The organism is Glycomyces salinus, assembly GCF_016428645.1.
GTDB lineage: Bacteria > Actinomycetota > Actinomycetes > Mycobacteriales > Micromonosporaceae > Glycomyces > Glycomyces salinus.
Window position 1 is genome coordinate 16,177 of record NZ_JAELXW010000092.1, and the last position, 18,467, is coordinate 34,643.

At 71.8% G+C, this 18,467-nt stretch carries 15 protein-coding genes and 1 riboswitch; of the genes, 11 read left to right on the top strand and 4 right to left on the bottom strand.

Features of this window, described 5'->3' with window-relative positions; all coding sequences use genetic code 11:
• Positions 1–69 precede the first annotated feature (69 nt).
• Together JFB92_RS20015 and JFB92_RS20020 are read left to right on the top strand one after the other, a co-directional pair.
• Complete coding sequence (locus tag JFB92_RS20015) at positions 70–1,455, top strand: hemolysin family protein (protein WP_199042882.1); 1,386 nt, start codon at positions 70–72, stop codon at positions 1,453–1,455.
• On the top strand, positions 1,452–2,471 hold the full coding sequence (locus tag JFB92_RS20020) for a hemolysin family protein (RefSeq protein ID WP_199042884.1): 1,020 nt from the start codon (positions 1,452–1,454) through the stop codon (positions 2,469–2,471). Before JFB92_RS20015 ends, JFB92_RS20020 begins: the two co-directional genes overlap by 4 nt.
• On the opposite strand, the gene JFB92_RS20025 is transcribed toward JFB92_RS20020, so the two are convergent.
• The 3 genes from JFB92_RS20025 to JFB92_RS20035 form a co-directional block, all read right to left on the bottom strand.
• Positions 2,468–2,779: a hypothetical protein gene (locus JFB92_RS20025; protein WP_199042886.1), complete on the bottom strand. Its 312-nt coding sequence runs from the start codon at positions 2,777–2,779 to the stop codon at positions 2,468–2,470. The two genes, JFB92_RS20020 and JFB92_RS20025, sit on opposite strands and share 4 nt — an antisense overlap.
• Before the next feature lie 61 nt (positions 2,780–2,840).
• Positions 2,841–3,785: a hypothetical protein gene (locus JFB92_RS20030; RefSeq protein ID WP_199042888.1), complete on the bottom strand. Its 945-nt coding sequence runs from the start codon at positions 3,783–3,785 to the stop codon at positions 2,841–2,843.
• Positions 3,786–3,809: 24 nt separating this feature from the next.
• Positions 3,810–6,383: a TPR repeat domain-containing protein gene (locus tag JFB92_RS20035; RefSeq protein WP_199042890.1), complete on the bottom strand. Its 2,574-nt coding sequence runs from the start codon at positions 6,381–6,383 to the stop codon at positions 3,810–3,812.
• A gap of 218 nt (positions 6,384–6,601) precedes the next feature.
• Here JFB92_RS20035 and JFB92_RS20040 point away from each other — a divergent pair, with 218 nt between their 5' ends.
• The 7 genes from JFB92_RS20040 (at position 6,602) to JFB92_RS20070 (ending at position 16,055) form a co-directional block, all read left to right on the top strand.
• Entirely contained in the window at positions 6,602–6,949 is a 348-nt protein-coding gene (locus tag JFB92_RS20040; protein WP_199042891.1) for a hypothetical protein, read from the top strand.
• Between the two features lie 22 nt (positions 6,950–6,971).
• Complete coding sequence (locus tag JFB92_RS20045; RefSeq protein ID WP_199042892.1) at positions 6,972–7,274, top strand: WXG100 family type VII secretion target; 303 nt, start codon at positions 6,972–6,974, stop codon at positions 7,272–7,274.
• The gene (locus tag JFB92_RS20050; protein ID WP_199042893.1) at positions 7,271–7,603 is read left to right on the top strand and encodes a hypothetical protein; all 333 of its coding nucleotides are present in this window, start codon (positions 7,271–7,273) and stop codon (positions 7,601–7,603) included. The genes JFB92_RS20045 and JFB92_RS20050 overlap by 4 nt, the downstream gene beginning before the upstream one ends.
• Before the next feature lie 28 nt (positions 7,604–7,631).
• Positions 7,632–8,966, top strand: a complete 1,335-nt coding sequence (locus JFB92_RS20055) for an EsaB/YukD family protein (RefSeq protein WP_199042894.1) — start codon at positions 7,632–7,634, stop codon at positions 8,964–8,966.
• 13 nt (positions 8,967–8,979) lie between these two features.
• Complete coding sequence (gene eccCa / locus JFB92_RS20060; protein ID WP_199042896.1) at positions 8,980–12,942, top strand: type VII secretion protein EccCa; 3,963 nt, start codon at positions 8,980–8,982, stop codon at positions 12,940–12,942.
• A 113-nt stretch (positions 12,943–13,055) separates the two neighbouring features.
• The gene (locus JFB92_RS20065) at positions 13,056–14,312 is read left to right on the top strand and encodes a coiled-coil domain-containing protein (RefSeq protein WP_199042898.1); all 1,257 of its coding nucleotides are present in this window, start codon (positions 13,056–13,058) and stop codon (positions 14,310–14,312) included.
• Positions 14,313–14,441: 129 nt separating this feature from the next.
• Positions 14,442–16,055 carry a beta-N-acetylhexosaminidase gene (locus JFB92_RS20070; RefSeq protein ID WP_199042900.1) on the top strand — a complete coding sequence of 538 codons (1,614 nt, stop codon included), beginning with the start codon at positions 14,442–14,444 and terminating at the stop codon, positions 16,053–16,055.
• Between the two features lie 211 nt (positions 16,056–16,266).
• Here JFB92_RS20070 and JFB92_RS26715 read toward each other — a convergent pair whose 3' ends face one another.
• Positions 16,267–17,202 carry a C40 family peptidase gene (locus JFB92_RS26715; protein WP_199042902.1) on the bottom strand — a complete coding sequence of 312 codons (936 nt, stop codon included), beginning with the start codon at positions 17,200–17,202 and terminating at the stop codon, positions 16,267–16,269.
• A gap of 8 nt (positions 17,203–17,210) precedes the next feature.
• A riboswitch (cyclic di-AMP (ydaO/yuaA leader) is annotated at positions 17,211–17,406 on the bottom strand.
• Positions 17,407–17,597: 191 nt separating this feature from the next.
• On the opposite strand from JFB92_RS26715, the gene JFB92_RS26325 reads away from it, so the two are divergent.
• Together JFB92_RS26325 and JFB92_RS20085 are read left to right on the top strand one after the other, a co-directional pair.
• Positions 17,598–17,924 (top strand): metal-sensitive transcriptional regulator, encoded by a 327-nt coding sequence (locus tag JFB92_RS26325; RefSeq protein WP_199042904.1) that lies wholly within the window; start codon positions 17,598–17,600, stop codon positions 17,922–17,924.
• Positions 17,925–17,947: 23 nt separating this feature from the next.
• Positions 17,948–18,178: a heavy-metal-associated domain-containing protein gene (locus JFB92_RS20085; protein ID WP_199042906.1), complete on the top strand. Its 231-nt coding sequence runs from the start codon at positions 17,948–17,950 to the stop codon at positions 18,176–18,178.
• Positions 18,179–18,467 lie beyond the last annotated feature (289 nt).

Genomic DNA, 18,467 nt, shown 5'->3' on the forward strand with positions numbered 1-18,467 from the left:
GCCCAGCCGCCGCGCAGCAGAGCCCCCCTCCGCGAGGCGCTCCACCGCACCTTCCGAGGTGCGTGAGAGATGCTCATAACCGTCGGACTGGCCATCATCCTGGCCGTCACCGCCGCCACGGGATTCTTCGTGGCCCTCGAATTCGCCTACACCGCGGTCGACCGCTCCCGCCTCGAGGACATCGCCTCCGCCTCTGACGGCAGGCGGGCCGTCCGCGCCGGACGCGCCCTGCGCATCTGCTCCAAACTCTCCTTCGCCCTCTCGGGCGCCCAGCTCGGCATCACCGTCACCGCCCTGTTCGTGGGCTTCTTCGCCGAGCCCTACCTCGGCCAGGGACTGGCCGCGCTGCTCGGCAGCACCGGCGTCCCCGCCGGAGTCTCGGTCGCGATCGGCGTCACCCTGGCGGTGGTGGTGGCCAACATCGTCCAGATGATCCTCGGCGAGCTCGGCCCCAAGAACCTCGCCATCGCCCGCACCGAGGGCCTGGCGCTGGCCCTGGCGACCCCCACCACCGTCTACCTGACCGTGTGCGGGCCGATCATCCGCTTCTTCGACACCGCCTCGATCCGGCTGCTGCGGCTGCTGGGCATTCACGCGGTCGAGGAGCTCGACCACAACGCCACCCCCGAGGACCTGCACCACATCATCGACGTCTCCCGCGACGAGGGCGCGCTCGACGAGGGGCTGTCCGAGTTGCTCGACCGCGGCCTGGACTTCTCCGAGATCGTGGCCGAGCAGGCCATGACCCCGCGCGTCAACGTCCACACCCTCCGCGCCGACGCCACCGTCGCCGACGCCGTCGAGGCCCTCCACGGCGGGCACTCGCGGTTCCCGGTCGTCGGCGAGGACGTCGACGACCTGCGCGGCGTGGTCGGCATCGGCCAGATCATCCAGGTCCCCCGCTCCAAGCGCGGCACCGTCAGACTCGGCGAGATCGCCGACGAACCGATGCTGGTCCCCGCCTCCCTGCCGCTGCCGACCCTGCTCGAGCAGATGCGCGCCGAGCACCGCCAACTGGCCTGCGTGGTCGACGAGTTCGGCGGCTTCGACGGCATCGTCTCCCTCGAAGACCTCGCCGAGGAGCTGGTCGGGGAGATCCAGGACGAGCAGGACCGGTTCGAGGAGGGGCCGGTGTCCCTCACCGGCGGCGCCTGGCTCATCCCCGGCCGCTGGCGCATCGACGAGGTCGCCGACGCCACCGGCATCGAACTGCCCGAGGGCGAGCACTACGAGACCGTCGCCGGCCTGGTCATGTCCCTGCTCGGCCGCGTGGCCCACCCCGGCGACGCGGTCGAGGTCGACACCGTGCGCGCCGAGCCGTCCGAGGACGAGGCCGAGACCGACGCCCCGAGCCCCGGCAGCGTGCGCATGGTCGTCGTCTCCTGCTCGCGGCACGTCCCGCAGGCGGTCGAACTGCAACGGCGCGAATCGCCGGTGAAGGAGGCCGCCCGATGAGCACCGGACCCGCCCTGCTGATCTCGGTGGTCCTCTTGGCCGCCAACGCGTTCTTCGTGGCCGCCGAGTTCGCGCTCGTGGCCGCCCGGCAGAGCCGCCTCGAACAGGACGGCTCGGCCGCCGCGCGCGCCGCGCTGCGCGGCACCAAGAACCTCTCGCTCATGCTCGCCGGAGCCCAACTGGGCATCACCGCCTGCACCGTCGGCCTCGGCGCGCTCGCCGAACCGGCCCTGGCGCACACCATCGAGGTCCCGCTCGAGGCGATCGGCCTGGAGGCCGCCGCTCACCCGATCGCGTTCACGATCGCGCTGATCGTGGTGGTGTTCCTCCACATGGTCGTGGGGGAGATGATGCCCAAGTCCTGGGCCATCAGCCACCCCGAGCCCTCGGCGATGGCCCTGATCTGGCCGTTCACCGGCTACGTGGTGCTGACCAAGCCGATCCTGCTGGCGCTCAACCACGGCGCCAACGCCCTGCTGCGCCTGCTCAAGGTCGAGCCGGCCGACGAGAAGGCCCAGGCCCACTCCCCCGAGGAGCTGCGCTACCTGCTGCGGTCCTCGGCCGAGGCCGGCACGCTCGGGGCCGATGAGCACCAGATCCTCACGCACGCGATCGAGGTGCAGGCCCGTTCGATCGGCGAGGTCGCCATCCCGTGGTCGTCGGTGGTCACCATCCCGGCCGCGGCCCGCGCGGTCGACGCCGAGGAGCGCAGCCGCGAGACCGGCCGCTCCCGCATCGTGGTGGTCGACCCCGAGGCCCGCCCGATCGGGCTCGTCCACGTCCGCGAGGCGATCCAGGCCGAGCCGGACACCCCCGTCGCCGACCTGGACACCGCCCCGCTCCTGATCGCGGCCGAGACCACCGTCTCGGCGGCCGTGACGCTCATGCGGCGGCAGCGGGCCCAGCTCGCGCTGGTCACCGGCCCCGGCCGGGAGGTCACCGGGCTGGTCGCGATGGAGGACCTGCTCGAGGAGATCATGGGGGACTTCGAGGACGAGACCGACCGGGTCTTCTAGCTCGGGTGCGGCACGTAGACCGTGTGGCCCTCGGCGTTGACCGTGTCGGTGTCGACGTGGTCGGAGACGCTGATCTGGCTGGTCGAGCCGACGCTCTCGCCGTGTTCGGCCACGAGCGCCAGCTCCGTGGCCCAGGTGGCGCCGAACTCGTCGTAGCCCGAGACGACCTCGGACTCTCCGGCCGCGGCGACGCAGCCCTCGACGATCGCCCGCATGTCGCCTTCGAGCGAGGCGAAGCTGTCGGATTCGGAGATGGTCCGGCTCGCGCCTGCGGAGGCTGAGCTCGGGTTGACACCGGTGGCGGCCATCGGCGGCTCCAATCGGAGTAGGGGCGGGCTCTGCCCGCCGGGGCGAATTCGAGGATCTGCTCTAACAGGGCGGAAGGTCGCCGACCGAGTTCTTTGCGAAACCGTCGATGTTGAACCAGGCGAACGGGATGTAGTAGTCGCCGTCGCCCAGCAGGATCTGCTTGTTCGAAGTGTCCTTGCCGGGGTGGTAGTCGTGGTAGCCGTCGGCCTCCTGGCCTCGCGGGGTGATGCTCGGGCCGGTGGTCCAGCAGATCGCCCGGTAGCGGTCTCCGGTCCTCACGTGTCCTACCGGGCTGCCGTTCCTGCCGGGGTTGTCGAAGAGCCCGATGCCGTTTCCGCCGCCGGCCGCACTGGTGTCGTCGCAGTAGGCGGTGTCCATCTCCGAGCATCCGAAGTAGACCTGGCCCTTGACCGTCGCGGTCGACGCCCGGTAGTCGCCCGTGGTCGAGTCGCCGGCGGCGTTGGTGATCCGGACCCGGTAGGTGTGCTCGGTGGAGGCCCGCAGGCCGTCCTCGGTGAGGCTGTCGCACGAGCCGTCGCCGACCTTGACCGCTCCGTCGCGGAGCAGGTCGCAGGTGACCTTTCCGCCGCCGTCGTCGTAGGTCAGGTCCAGCGTGATCGAGTCGGTCCCCGACGAGTGGCCCGAGACCTGCACGGTCGGTTCGGACAAGGTGTCCGAGGTCGTGCCGTCCGGTTCGGACTCGGGTTCGGGCTCCGGCTCGGCGGTCGGCTCCTCGGACTCGGACGGGGCCGCCTCGGCGCCGTCCGGATCGGGGGACTCGGTCGACGCGGAGTCCGCGTGCGCGGCCGCGGGCGCGGGCTCGTCGCCGCCGAAGGAGTCGGCGACCGCGACGCCCATGGCGACGGCGAGCACGGCCGCGACGGCGGCGGCCACCATCGCGAGCGAGCGTCCGGCGCCGCCCCTCTCGCGCAGCTGGTCGCGCCAGGAGGCGATGACGGCCGGCAGGTCGCGGCGGCCGGAGGGATCAGGGGCGGAGTCGGTCATGGCGCTGTCGGTCCTCGTCCGTTCTCACTGTGCTGCGGCGAGTCTGCGGATGTCGGCTCGCTCGAGTTCCATCTCTACGGTGTAGTTCTCGTACATCTCGCGGTAGTCGCTGTTCGCGCCGTTCATGACGTCGACGTAGATCCCCTCGGCCTCGTCGCGCAGGTGGGAGGGGATCTCTTCCAGATCCTTGAGCCGGTCGCCGTCGAGCACGACGCCGGGGTCCTGGCCGGCCGCTTCGGCCGCCGCCCTGACGTCGGCAGTGGTGACTCCGGAAGCCGGGTCGGCGAGCATGCCCGTGACCGCATTGTCGGCCATGGCCCTGGTCATGTCGCTGCGCGTCATCTGGAACTCCGCGGCGAGTTCGACCGAGCCGGGGTCGCTGTTCAGCCACCAGCCCTCGGTCTGCCCGAGCGGGATCGCCCACTTGGGGGCCTCGAAGATCTCCTTGATGACGACCTTGCCGAGGGTGCCCAGTGTCTTCAGGCCGGGGACCTTGTCGCGGATCTCTCCGGCGAATTCGCCGCCCACCTCCTTGACGATCGAAGATCCGGCGCGCGCCCAGGCGGCGTGGCGCGCATCCGTGGCGGTGATATCGGAGTTGCGGCCTTCGACGCCTTCGCCGACGTCCCCTGCGAGATTCGCGTAGCCCGCGTCGAGGAGGCCGATGAGTCTGCCGGCCTCGGCTCCGAACCTTCCCGCTTCGCCGTGGCTCCACTCGTGCAGGCCGTCGGCGGTTCCGATCGCGAGGGCGTACACGCGCCCACCCAGGTCGTTGGCGGCTTGCTCGTCGGCCATGACCAGCTCGAACATGCTCGCCCTCGTTCGAATGTCCAGTGGGAGGTGCCGGTCCTCCGGTTCGGGGCCCCACGAGAACTCGTCGTCGGAGTCCGGGGGCCCTTCCGCGAAGTACGGGATCGTGCTGAAGACGACGTCGCCGAGCGAGCGGGCGATCTCCGGATTGGCGACGCCGAGGCTGGCGGCCTCGTCTGCGCCGATCTGGCCGTAGCCGTCGGTGAAGAACTCGAAAGCGGACTGATCCCAGTGCCCGCCGGCGGCCGGGTCCTCGTTGGTCATGGTGGTGTACAGGCTGTGGGCCGCCAGGGCCGCCAGTTCTTCCTCATGGGGGTCGTCGCCGTACATCGCCTCGGGGATCCAGTCGGTGAGCAGGGATGCGGCCGTGCCGCCGTCCTCCCAATCGTGTCCGAACAGGCTTCGCAGCACGAATTCGGGCGAGTCGTCGCCGTATTGGGAGTGCTGGTAGTCCCCGGTGAGGACGTCGGTGTTGGCTTCGTGGTTCCTGGTGCTGACGCCCAGCAGATTGCCGGAGTCCGATTCGAGATCTGTGGCCGTGTTGATCGAGTTGTCCGGGTTGAAGTGTTCGGCGAGGGCCACGGTCAGCGCGGCCGAGAACTCGCGGCCGCCTTCCAGTTCCGACAGGGCGGCGTCGTCGAGGACGTTGCCGAACAGGGGCGAGAGACCACCGAGGACCGCGGCGTGGTCGGGCCAGAGCAGCTCGCCCGGTGCGTCGCCGTGCTGGTTGTCCAGAGTCACGCGCACGTTGTCGGGAAGCCGGTCGAGTCCGCCGCCGACGCTCTCGTTCGACAGCGCCAGGATTCCTCCGCCGAGCGCGGAGAGCAGCAGGCGCTTGTCCTCCTCGCTCATGTTCTCCGAGTTCGCGGCCCAATCACCGACCGAGTACAGCGGGGAGTTGGCGGGGTTGAAGCCGCCGGCGTAAGGATCGCGGCCGTCGACCGAGTCCATGTGGTCGTAGAACGCCTCCAGGAATTCGAGTTCTCCCGCGGATAGCTCGGCGCCGTCGATGCCCTGGAATTCTTGGGCGCGTTCGGCGATGGCGTACACCATCTCCAACTGGGCCCGCAGTTCCGGGGTCAGCTCGTCGCCTGCGGCCATGGCCTCGGCGAGCGCTTCGCCCAGGTCGCGGCCGTCGGAGCCGGTGACGGGCAGGGCCGCGTCGGTGCCCCACAGGTTGAAGGCCATCCAGGAGGCCGCGCCGCCGCCGGTGAGTATGCGCAGGTCCTCCGGGCTCGGTCCGGCCGTGAGCATGCGCCCCGCCTCGGCGGCGTTGTCCTTGTACTCCTCGTACGCGGTGTCGGCCTCGCCCTCCATCTCGGTGAGCTTCGCCTGTCCGGCCTCGGCGACCGCGTTCTGCACCGCCCGGTCGATCGCGTCGGCGGTCATGCTCGGGGAGTCGCCGCCGATCTCGCTGCCCAGGGCGGCGCGGTCGACGCCGAAGTCGTCGCCTACGGCCTCCTCCCACTCCTCGATGAGCTCCTCGCGCCGCGTCTTGTAAGTCTTGACGTCGCTGGCCCACTTGCCGGTCACCATCGCGCCCCAGGCGGCCCCCTGCATCGCGGCAAGGTAGGCGCCGGTGGAGTTGCCGGCCTCCTGCTGGAGTCGGTCGGAGACGATCTCGGAGAAGTCGACGGCGGTACTGCGCATATCCGAGACGAGGTTGTCGCCGCTGCCGACGATGCGGCCGCTGTTGGCCTCCAGGGCCTCGGCCTCGGCGGCCAGGGTGTCCTCGTCCGCGGTGGACTCCGGGGGGTCGAAGCTTCCGACGGTTGGTATGGAGGGCATGTGACGCTGCACCTTCCGAGCATGAGGGGGCGATGCGGGGGTGTGTGTAGTTGGATGCGGTTGCGCCGCAAGGATAAATATATGCGGTTACCGTAAGATCGAACGGAACTACATGTTAACATTACGTGTCTTAACTCACTGTTTACCCCGATGTAAATGGCGCCCAATAGATTCCAACACGAACGAGCGCAGTTCTCCACCCCTACGAGGAGGCCACCATGTCTGGCGCGTCCCACTTCGGACTCACCACGGCCAACGCGCTGGCGACCAGCGCCAATGAACACGAGATCTCGGTCGAGGAGCTGTTCGGCCAGCTCCGCGGGCTCATCCAGGAGATGGAGGCCGACGCCGAGGCGATGGGCGGCGAAGCGCTCTCCAAGTTCCGCCTCGCCAAGAACGAGTTCGTCACCGCCTACAACGAGCTCGCCGACAAGTACGGCGTCAGTGCGTTCGCCCAGGCGGAGACCCAGAACGACGGCTTCAACACCGACGACGCCAACCAGGCGGAGTTCCAGAACGCCGAGGGCGGCCTGCCGCCCATCAAGCCCATCACCGTCCAGATCTGACTCCGAGGAAGGGAAGACCACCATGGGAGCCTCCGCATACGAACTGCACGGCGACGTCGGCAAACTGCAGAACCTGGCCGGAGTCCAGACCGACTACCGCTCCAAGTTCGACGGCATCCTCGGCCAGTTCCAGAGCAGCGTCTCCACCGCCAAAGGCCAGTGGAGCGGCGCCGGACTCGACGGGTTCTCGGCGTTCAACACCAGCACCGAGGGCGAGTTCACCGACCTCCAGGCGGCCTTCGACAAACTCGCGGCGGCCACCGACAACTCGGCGTCGAACTGGCAGTCGGCCATCACCCGCATCACCACCCGGTGGGGCGCGTGACCGACCGCGCCCCGGCCGAAGCCGAGCGCGGAGCCTCCGGCGCCGACGCGGCGCCGCTGCCCATGCGGCGGACCGGCCAGGCCGAGCGCTACGTCCTCCAAGCGGCAGGCCTGCGCCGCCGCCAACTGCGCGCCGCCGTCCTCTACGGCTCGGCCCGCAGCTGGCGGCAGCGGCAGCCGCTGTGGATCGCGGCGATGATCGGCGTGATCGCCGCGGCGGTCATCGTCGCGGCCATCGCCGTCGCGAACGCCTTCGAGAAGCAGCGCCAGGCCGACGCCGAACGCGAAGCGTCCCAATCGGTCCAGGCCCCGGCCCTGATCGGTTCCTGAACCCCGCAGCGAGACTGGATGAACCCCTGTGCCCGGTCGATACAGCACCGTCACCCTGGTAGGACCCGAGACCACCCGCGACATGGCGCTGCCCGGTGACGTGCCGGTCGCCGAGCTCATGCCGGAGATGCTGCGCACCACCGGCGTCCTCGAAGACCACCCCGAGACCGCCTCGGTCTGGTCCCTGACCACTTCGGACGGGACGGTCATCGACCGCGCCTCGACCCTGGGCGGGGCCGCCGTCGCCGACGGGCAGGCGCTGCTGCTCACCGAGAGCACCGCGACCTCGCTCCCGGCCACCGTCGAGGACGTGCGCGACGGCGTCGAGGACGCCGTGGACGGGGACGGCGTCCGCTGGGACCCCGGCGTCGGGCGGCTGCTGGCCGTCGGCACCGCCGGGCTCCTGATCGGCGCCGCCGCCTTCGCCCCCGGGACCGACGCCTCGATCCTCCTCACCGGGGCCCTGGTCGGCGCGCTGGCCGTGCTCGCCTCCTGGTGGTCGGAGCGCCAGCATCCGGTCATGACCCATCTGGCGATCACCGTCGGCGCGCTGTGGGCCGGGCGCCTCGGCCACACGCTCACGGTCTGGGCCGCCTCCGACGGCGCCGCCGAGACCGCCACCCGCCTGCTCGGCGCGCTGTGCGGGGCGCTGCTGTTCGCGGCCGTCGTCCGGCTCGGCACCCGCATGGCGAGCCCGTACGCGACCGGGCTCGCGATCACCACGCTGGTCGCGGCCGGAGCCTGGAGCGCCTGGGCCCACCTCGGCGTCGACGCCGACCGGGTCGCCGCGGCGGTCCTGGTCGCCGTCCTGTTCGCGTTCGCCGCGGCCCCGCGGACGGCCATGTTCACCTCGGGCATGTTCACCCTCGACCGGGAGGTGCGCGGCGGCGCCGCCACCAGCGGCGAGGCGCTGCGGCGCGTCCTGGAGCGCACCGACTCGCGCATCACCGGCGCCGTCTGCGGCCTGGCCGTCTGCGCGGGCGCGGCCTCGGCGCTCCTGGCCTCCCGGACCGAGGAGTGGGCCGCGATCCTCGGCACGGCCGGGGCCGCCGCGCTGCTCGCCCGATCCCGCGTGTTCGAACTGGTGCAGCACGTCGCGCCGCTGCGAGCGGTCGGCATGCTGGTCGGCGGCTTCGCCGTCCTCGGCTGGATCGACCGGCTCGAGCCGCTGCGCGAATGGACGCCCGCCGCGGCCGTCCTCGCCGCGCTCGCCTACGTGTCGGTCGCCTCGATCTCCCGCTCCCCGGTCTCGGCCTCCTGGTGGCGCCGCTTCATCGGCGTCGCCGAGACGGTTCTGGTGGCCGGGATGGTCGTCCTCGCCGCGCACCTGTGGGGCCTGTACGCGGCCGTGGCGGCGATGTGAAGGAAGGACGCGCATGGGCACCGAGGTGATCCACCGGCCCGCCCGCCGGCCCCTCCCCGAGGTCTCGGCCGAGCCGCTGACGCTCGCGACCCCGCCGGTCCTCGGCGACGCCCTGCCGCCCACGATGGGCGCGCCCATGCTGCTCATGCCGGTCATGTCCGGTTCGGGCGCGATCGTCATGACCCTGTCGAACCTGCACCGGCCGCTGTACGCCACCGCCGGGCTGCTCATGCTCGTGGCCTCCATCGCGATGGGCGTGGTCCTGTTCGTCGCCATGCGCTCGGGCCCCCGGCGCAAGCTCCGGCAGGAACGCGAGCGCTACCTCGACTACCTCGAGGACGCCCGCCGCGCCGTCCGCGAGGCCGTCGCCGCCCAGCGCACCCGCGCCGCGCTCCGCCACCCCCACCCCGACCTGCTGCTCGACCTCGCCTGCGATCCGGCCCGGCGCTGGGAGCGGCGGGCTTCGGACGCCGACCTCCTCACCGTCAGGTGCGGCACCGCCGAACTCCCGCTCGAGCGGACCCTCTCGCTGCGCCTGGACGAGGACAACCCCCTGGCCGCCTACGACCCGGTCTGCCACTCGGGCGCGGAAGAACTGGTCGACCGCTACGCGGTCCTGGCCGACCAGCCCCTGACCGTGCCGCTCGGCGAGATCGGGCAGCTGTCGGTCGTCGGCGACTACGAACCGGCCCGCGAGACCGCCTTCACCGTCCTCGCCCAGCTCGCCGCCCTGGTCGCACCCGAAGACCTCGACCTCGCCGTCGTCGCCGCCCCGCGCGTGGCGCAGCGCTGGCACGGCCTGCGCTGGCTGCCCCACCTGCTCGCCGACGGCCTCGCCGACGAACTGCCCGCGCCGCTGATCTGCCCCACCACCGCCGAACTCGCCGACCGGCTCGCCGGCGACCTGGCCCGGCGAAGCGCCGAACTGCGCCGCCGCCGCGGCGCCAGGCCCGGCCCCGGCACCCGCCGCCTCCTGGTCGTCATCGACGGCGAGCACCAGGTGTCCCTGCCCGACCTCCTCGGCGGCGCCTCTGCCGCCGACCTCGGCGTCCACATCGTCACCCTCGTCGCCGAGCAGCGGCAGGAACCCGAGCACACCGACGCCCGCCTCACCGTCGACGGCGACCGGATCACCCTCACCCGCATCGACCGCGCCGACGGCGGGCTCCGCGAGGAGTCCCGCACGGGCCGCCGCGACCGCATCGACGAAGCCGACCTGGCCGCGATCGGCCGCGCCCTGGCCCCCTACCGGCTCGCCGCCGACCACACCGCCCACGCGCTCGGAGGCGTCCACGGGCTCGCCGACATCCTCGGCGTCGCCGACCCGGCCGACGTCGACTGGCGTTCGACATGGAAGACCGGCGACGAATCCGAGCTGCTGCGCGTCCCCTTCGCCGTCGACGCCGACGGCCGCGTCGTCGAACTCGACCTCAAGGAGTCGGCGCTCGGCGGCATGGGCCCCCACGGGCTCATCGTCGGCGCCACCGGCTCGGGCAAGTCCGAGGCCCTGCGCACCCTCGTCGCCGCCCTGGCCGTGCGCCACCCGCCCGAGCGCCTGGCGCTGCTGACGGCCGACTTCAAGGGCGGGGCCACCTTCGCCGACTGCGACGCCCTGCCCCACACGGCCGGGTCGATCACCAACCTGGCCGACGACCTCAGCCTCGTCGACCGCTTCGCCGAGGCCCTCTACGGCGAGATGACCCGCCGCCAGCAGCTGCTCAAGGACGCCGGGAACCTCCCCAACGTGCACGCCTACGCCTCGCTGCGCGCCCAGGACCCCGGACTCGAACCGCTGCCCCACCTCCTGGTCATCATCGACGAGTTCTCCGAACTGCTGACGGCCAAGCCCGACTTCTCCGAGCTGTTCGTGGCCGTCGGCCGCATCGGCCGGTCCATCGGCGTCCACCTGCTCCTGGCCACCCAGCGGCTCGAGGCCCAGCACCTGCGGGGCTTGGAGTCGCACCTGTCCTACCGCATCGGGCTGCGCACCTTCTCCGAATCGGAGAGCCGCGAGGCCATCGGCGTCTCCGACGCCTACCGGCTCCCGCCCGAGCCCGGCTCCGGGTACCTCAAAGTGGACACCACGATCTTCACCAGGTTCAAGGCCGCCATGGTCTCCGGGCCCTACGTACCGCCGCGCGACGAGGAGCCGCAGCGGCTGCCAGTGCTCGAGTGGCCCCCGCCGGCCGCGCCCGCGTTCCTGGCCGACCTCGTCCCCGCCGACGCCCGAACCGAGACCGAGGCCGAAGGCGGCCGCAGCGTCCTGCGCGCCCTGGTCGACTCCCTGTCGGCGGCCGACGTCGAACCGCCCCGCCCCGTCTGGCTCCCGCCGCTGCCCGAGGCCCTGCCGCTCGACGCCGTGCCCGGGGCCCTCGACCGGCCCGACCGCGACGGCGAGGTCACCGCCGTCCTCGGCCTCTACGACGACCCCCGCGGCCAGTACCAGGGCCCGCTCGAATGGGCCCTGTCGGGCGCCGACGCGAACCTGGCCCTCTACGGCGCCCCCACCACCGGCAAGTCGACGCTGGTGCGCACCCTCGTCTCCAGCCTCGCGCTCCGCTACCCGCCCGCGGCCGTCGCCTGCTACGTCGTCGACTACGGCGGCGGCGCCCTCGGCCCGCTGGCCGAACTGCCGCACGTCGCCGTCGTCGCCGGGCGCGCCGACCCCGAACTGGTCGCGCGCACCCTCGCCGAAGTGCGGTCCCTCCTGGACGTCCGCGAAGCCGAGATGCGGCGCCACCGCATCGACTCCGTGGCCGGGCTGCGCCGCGCCGGCGAGAACGGCGAGGTCGGCATCCCCGGCGACGTCCTGCTCGCCGTCGACGGCTGGGGCGCCCTCACCGAGGCCGACGACAACGCCTTCGACGTGATGATGGAGATCGCCGGGCGCGGCCCCGCGCTCGGCGTCCACACCGTCCTGACCGCCGTCAACTCGAACCAGATCCGCGCCCGGCTCGCCTCCTCCTTCACCGGCCGCATCGAACTGCGCCTGGCCGACGCCTTCGACTCGGGGATCGACCGCAAGCTCGTCGAGGCCATCCCCAAGGACGTCCCCGGCCGCGTCGTCCTGGCCACCGAGCATTACGGGCACGTCGCGCTGCCGCGTATCGACGGCGGCACCGGCACCGACGACCTCGCCGCCGCCTCGGCCGACCTGGCCCGCCGCGTCCGCCGCCGCTGGCCCGGACCAGGCGTGCCCGCGGTCAGGACCCTGCCCTCGACCGTCCGGCTCGACACGCTCGTCCCGGACCTGGCCGAGCCGGTCCCCGGCGACCCGTACGCGAGCGCGCCCGTCCTCGGCCTGTCCGAGACCGACCTCGGCCCGGTCCGCCTCGACTTCGACGCCGACCCGCACCTGGTCGTTTTCGGCGACACGCAGACCGGGAAGAGCACCGCCCTGCGCTCGATCCTGCACCAGATCACCCGCCGCCCCGCGGACGAGGTCGGCGTCGCGCTGATCGACTACCGGCGCGCCCACCTGGAAGCCGTCGGGCCCGACCACCTCATCACCTACTGCACCTCCGCCGCGCACGCCGCCCAGAACGCCGCCGAGCTCGCCGCGGCCCTGCGTGAACGCCTCCCCGGGCCCGAAGTCACCCCTGCTCAACTGCGCGAACGCGACTGGTGGCAGGGCAAGGAGGTCTTCGTGGTCGTCGACGACTACGACCTGGTCGCCGGCCCGAACGGCAACCCGCTCGGGCCGCTGACCGAACTGCTCCCGCAGGGCAGGGACCTCGGCCTGCACCTGATCGTCGCCCGCCGCACCGGCGGCTCCAGCCGCGCGGTGTACGAGCCGCTGCTGCGCGGCCTGGTCGACATGTCCTGCCCCGGCCTGCTGTTCTCCGGCGACCGCCTCGAAGGACGCCTGGTCAACGGCACCGCCAGCAGGCAGCTCCCGCCCGGGCGCGCCCTCCTGGCTCGGCGCGGCCGGGCGCCCGAGCTCGTCCAGACGCCGCTGCCCCGGGCCGACGTCTAGACGCCGGGAGACGCGACACGTCCCCCGGGCGTGTTAGCCGCCGAAACCACCGCTTCCAGGGTGATGATGGCTCATTAATCCGTTTCCTGTGATTACGTCAACTCTGGAAGATCATGTCGAAATTCTTCGAGGAGACCGGACCGGAATTCGCCGTCAGCATGCGCGGTTACGACCGCCATCAGGTCGACGAGTTCACCTCCCGGCTCTATCAGAACATCAAGAGCAGCGAACAGCAGTTCGCCGATGCCCGATCAGCCCTGGAGACCACCGAGGGGCACCTGCGCCGCACCGAGGAACGCATCGCCGCCCTCGAGCGGCGCGTGTCCGACCGAGCCGCCCAGATCGCCGAGGCCGAGCAGCCCACGCTCGCCGGGCTCGGCGCCCGGGTGGAGAAGATCCTGCGCGCCGCCGAGCAGGACGCCGCCGTCCAGCGCGAGGAGGCCGGCAGGCAGCAGGCGGCGATCCTGGCCGAGGCCCGCGCCGAGGCCGACTCGATGATGCGCGGCGCCCACACCGAGTCCTCAGAGGTCACCGCCACCAGTGAGCAGGACGTGGCCGAGATCCGGGCCCGGGCCGTGGCCGAGACCACCGAGCTGCGCGAGAACGCCCGGCGCACCCACGACCTGGCCGTGACCGACGCCCAGCGCGAGACCCAGACGCAGCTGAGCCAGGCGCGCTCGGAAGTCGAGAAGACCCGCAGCCAGGCCGAGCGCGAGATCGCGGTCCTGCGGGCCACGGCCGAGCGCGAGGTCACCGAGGTGCGGGCGATGGCCGCCCGGGAGTCCGACGAGCAGCGGTCGGCGGCCTCCCGGCTGCTGTCCGAGGCCGCCGAGCACCGCAAGAAGATGACCCAGGAGCTCACCCTGGCCGAGGCCGACCGCCGGGAGCGGGCCCAGCGGGAGGAGGCCGACCGGCACCAGCAGGCCATGGCCACCGCCCAGCGGATCGTCTCCGAGGCCGAGGAGCGCCTGGCGCTGGCCGAGGAGCGGGTGCGCACGGCCGAGAACCGGGCCATCGAGCGCCGTGAGGAGGCCGACCAGCAGGCCAAGGACGCCCTGCAGCGGGCGGGGGAGCAGGCCGAGTCGATCGGCACCGAGTCGCGGACGGAGGCCAAGCGGCTGCGGCGCGACGCCGAGGAGCGGGCCGCCGAGCTGGTGCAGCCGCTGGCCGAGGAGGTCGAGACGCTGACCCGGCAGCGCGACAGCGCCGAGTCGAACCTCACCGACCTGCGTCGCCAGTTGGGCCTGGCCAGCGGGGACGAGGACTCCTCGGAGGCGTCGTTCGAGTCGGACCCGCCCCGGGTGCCGATCAACAAGCAGCGCGAGCCCGCCGACATCGACCAGACGCAGCAGCTGCCGATCGTCAGGTAGCGGCGGGGACGAAAGCGGGCGGTCAGCGTTCGGGTGCTCACTCGGACTGGCCGCCCGCTTCGCTTACCTATATTATAAATAAACTGAACTAATTATGTACCCCCTGTTTCCGACACGCAGGAGCCCCGCATGCAGCGCATCTCGCTGATCCCTCAGCCCAGCCGCCTCACCCCCGCCGACGGCGAGCTCGACCTCGCCTCCCTGGGTGCCATCGTCGCCGCCGACCCCGAGACCACCGGTCCGGCCTGGCTCCTGTCCGACCTGCTGGCCTCCGGCACCGGGCTGCGCCTGGCGGTGGCCGACGCCTTCGAGGGCCCCGCCCTGCGCCTGCGCCTGGAGGGCCGGCGGCCCGAGGCGGACACCACCGCCGCCGAGGCCTACCGGCTCGAGGTCGCCCCCGGCGGGGTCGACCTGGTCGCCGCCCACCCCGCCGGCATCTCCCGCGGGATCGCGACGCTGCGCCAGCTGCTGCCGCCCGGCTCCCTGCGCGCGGCCCCCGGCGCCGGGGCCGTCCTGCCGCTGGTCTCGATCGAGGACGAGCCGCGGCTGCGGTGGCGCGGAGTCATGATCGACGTGGCCCGCCACTTCCAGGCCAAGGACTTCGTGCTGCGCATGATAGACCGGGCCTGGCTGCACCGCCTCAACACCGTCCACCTGCACCTGACCGACGACCAGGGCTGGCGCGTCGAGATCCCCTCCCGGCCGAGGCTGGCCGAGGTCGCCGCCTGGCGCGCCGAGACCGTCGTCGGCCACGCCCGCGAGGACGCGGTGTACGACGGCACCCCCCACGGCGGCTACTACACCCTGGACGACCTGCGCGAGATCGTCGCCTACGCCCGCGCCCGGCACATCAACGTGGTCCCCGAGATCAACCTCCCCGGCCACACCCGCTCGGTCCTGGCGGCCTACCCCGAGCTGGGGGCCGGGCAGAACCGGCCGGTGGCGACCACCTTCGGGGTCTTCGAGGAGGTCCTCGAGCCGACCGAGGAGTCCCTCGCCTTCGCCCGCGAGGTCCTCGACACCGTCGCCGAGGTCTTCGACTCCCCGTTCATCCACATCGGCGGCGACGAGGTGCCCACGACCCAGTGGGAGTCCTCGCCTACGGCCGCGGCGCTGATGGAGCGCGAGGGCATCGCCGAGGTCCGCGGCGTCCAGGCCTGGTTCACCCGCGCCCTGACCGAGCACGTCGCCTCCCTGGGGCGGCGCGCGATCGGCTGGGACGAGGTCCTCGACGGCGGCGCCCCCGGCGAGACCGTGATCTCGGTGTGGCGCAACGAGGCCTACATCAAGAAGGCCGCCGAGGCCGGACACGAGGTCATCGCCATCCCTGAGCCGTACGTCTACTTCGACCACTACGAGAGCACCGACCCCGGCGAGCCGCTGCGCATCCACGGCCTGATCACCGCCGAGAAGGTCGCCGGCTGGGACCCGGTCCCGCCGGGGGTCGAGGAGTCCGCGGTGCTGGGCGCCCAGTGCCAGCTGTGGTCGGAGTACCTGCCGCGCCCGGCCGACGTCGAGTACGCCGCCTTCCCGCGGCTGGCCGTCTTCGCCGACGTCGCCTGGGCCGCACCGGAGGCCCGCCGGGCCTCGCCGGTGATGGACCGGCTGGTCCCGCACCTGGAGCGCCTGGACGCCCTCGGCGTGGCCTACCGGCCCCTGGAGGGCCCCCGGCCCTGGCAGGCCGGCGGCACCGGCGCCCGCAAGCGGTCGGACGTGGAGTTCACCGAGCACCCGGCCGAGTAGGCACGCACCGGCCGAGGAGCGGATGCGGGGCCGGCAGGTAGCCCCGCATCCGCTGTCATGCACCGTTCGACGGAGGGCGGCCCGAGCGATTTCGAGCCGCTGTATCTAGGATGGTCGTGGTCCCCGGCGGCGGCGCTTGCGTGATGCGGGTCAACAGCGGGTCAGCAACGGGAGCGCCCGCGCCGACGCCGGGGAGTATTGGGGCCGCGCCCTAAGGGCGGCCGTAGCCTTGAATGGTCATTGTGTCCATGTCCGCGATGCGGACCACGTCCCCGGTGCGCGGGGCGTGGATGATCTGGCCGTCTCCGATGTAGATCGCGTCGTGGCCCAGCCCGTCGTAGAACACGATGTCGCCGGGCTGGAGCTCGTCGCGCGAGATCCGCGCGGTCTCGTTCCACTGCATCTCGACGTTGTGCGACAGCGAAGCCCCGACCTGGGCCCACGCGCCTTGCACCAGGCCCGAGCAGTCCCAGGAGTCGGGCCCCTCGGCCCCGTACTCGTACGGGTCGCCGAGCTGGTCGTAGGCGAACTGGACGACCTCGGAGCCGCCGGAGTAGCTCGGCGTGTTCGCCGGCGGGTCGGGGGTGACCTCGTCGAGCAGGACCTCCAGCTCGTCGATCTCGCCCTCGATCTCCTCCTGCTGGTCCTCCAGGTCGGCCAGGATGTCGTCGGCGTCCTCGCGGAGGGACTCCAGCTCCTCTTTGCGGGTCCGGAGCTCCTCGGCGCGCTCGATGTGCTCCTCGAGCTCGGCGGTCTCGGCCTCGGACAGGTTCTGGAGGTACATCAGCCGGTCGGCGAAGTCGGCGGGGTCGCCGCCCAGGACGGAGTTGACCATCTCGAGGTCGCCTCCGATGTAGGCGGTGCTGACGATGTCGGCGATCCGCTCGGTGCTCTCGGCGACCGTCTCCTCCAGCTCGGGGAGCTCGGCCTCGATGTCGGCGATGAGGCTCTCGGCGTCGTCCAGCTCCTCATTGGCGGCGTTGTAGTCCTCGATGACCGCCTCGAGCTCGGAGTTGCGCTCTTGGATGTCGGCCTCGACCTCTTCCGGGGTCGGTTCCGCGGCGGCCTGGCTCGAGGTCAGCACGGCCGAAGACGCGGGCAGCAGCACGGCTGCCGTGAATGCGGCCACGAGATGCCGGGTACGCACCAGTGATGCGCTCCTTCCTAGTGCCGCCTACCGGGTTAGCTGACGGATTCGGGCGGGAAGAAGATTCGCCCTACCCGCCCTGAGGCGGGATTCACCCCGATCGAGTCCGTCGCTGCCGCGGCGAGCCGATCGCCCTGGTTCCCCGGTTCGCTCCGCGCTGGACCGGTTCGGTTCGCAGGCTTCACGATTCGGCGGTGTCGCACAGTGGCCACGGGGTGTGACACGAGTTTCCGTGCGACGGCTTCACGTTAGAGCGCTCGTGGCGGGATGACAAGGGCGGGGGGAGAATTTCCCTCGGAATGGCACGGAATACTACGGGCGGCTCAACGGGAATGACGAACGGTTGCGGTCATACCCCGAGGGGGTATAGACTCGGTTGCGGAGGTAAGGACACCATGGCGAGCCACGAGTCGGCCCACGGGGCCGGGCCGGAGAAGACCTACTGGTACCACGGCGACAAAGCCGCGATCCAACGCCGCCTGCGCCGCATCGAGGGCCAGATCCGGGGCCTGCAGCGCATGGTGGAGGACGACGAATACTGCATCGACATCCTCACCCAGGTCTCGGCCTCGACCAAGGGACTGCAGGCCGTGGCGCTCAACCTCCTCGAAGGACACCTCGCGCACTGCGTCGCCGAGGCGCAGGTCCAGGGCGACGCCGCCGAGGCCGAAGCGAAGGTCAAGGAGGCCACCGACGCGGTCGCGAGGCTGCTCAGGACCTGATCCGAGAACCGAATGGAGCGAACATGCAGACCACCTATCTCGTCAAGGGCATGACCTGCGGCCACTGCGCGAGCGCGGTGACCGAGGAGGTGTCGGGCCTGCCCGGCGTCGAGGGCGTCGACGTCTCGGTGGAGTCGGGCCGGGTCACCGTCACCAGCGGGGCCGAACTGGCGACCGACGACGTCCGCGAGGCGGTCGACGAGGCCGGCTATGAACTGGTCGGTCTGGCCGAGTTACGGCCGATCCTGATCTGAATGCAATGCCGCGGAGGAGAGTCCGGGACTCTCCTCCGCGGCATTGCGTCCGAGAGGGATCAATGTTCTGATTCGGCGACGGTACGCGGGGTATTGCGTCGGAGTCGGAGTCGGAGTCGGTGGCTGTCGTGCGGGCCGGGTGGGGTGGGGTTCGGTCGGGCGTCGACGGGAGAGCTAGGGGATGGTCGGGGTCGGTGGCTGGCTGTTCCGCCGAGTGGGTGTTGGGGTTCGATCTGGCGGCGACGGAATGGTGTGGGTGGCTTGTCGGGGATGGTCGGCCGGGTGCGGG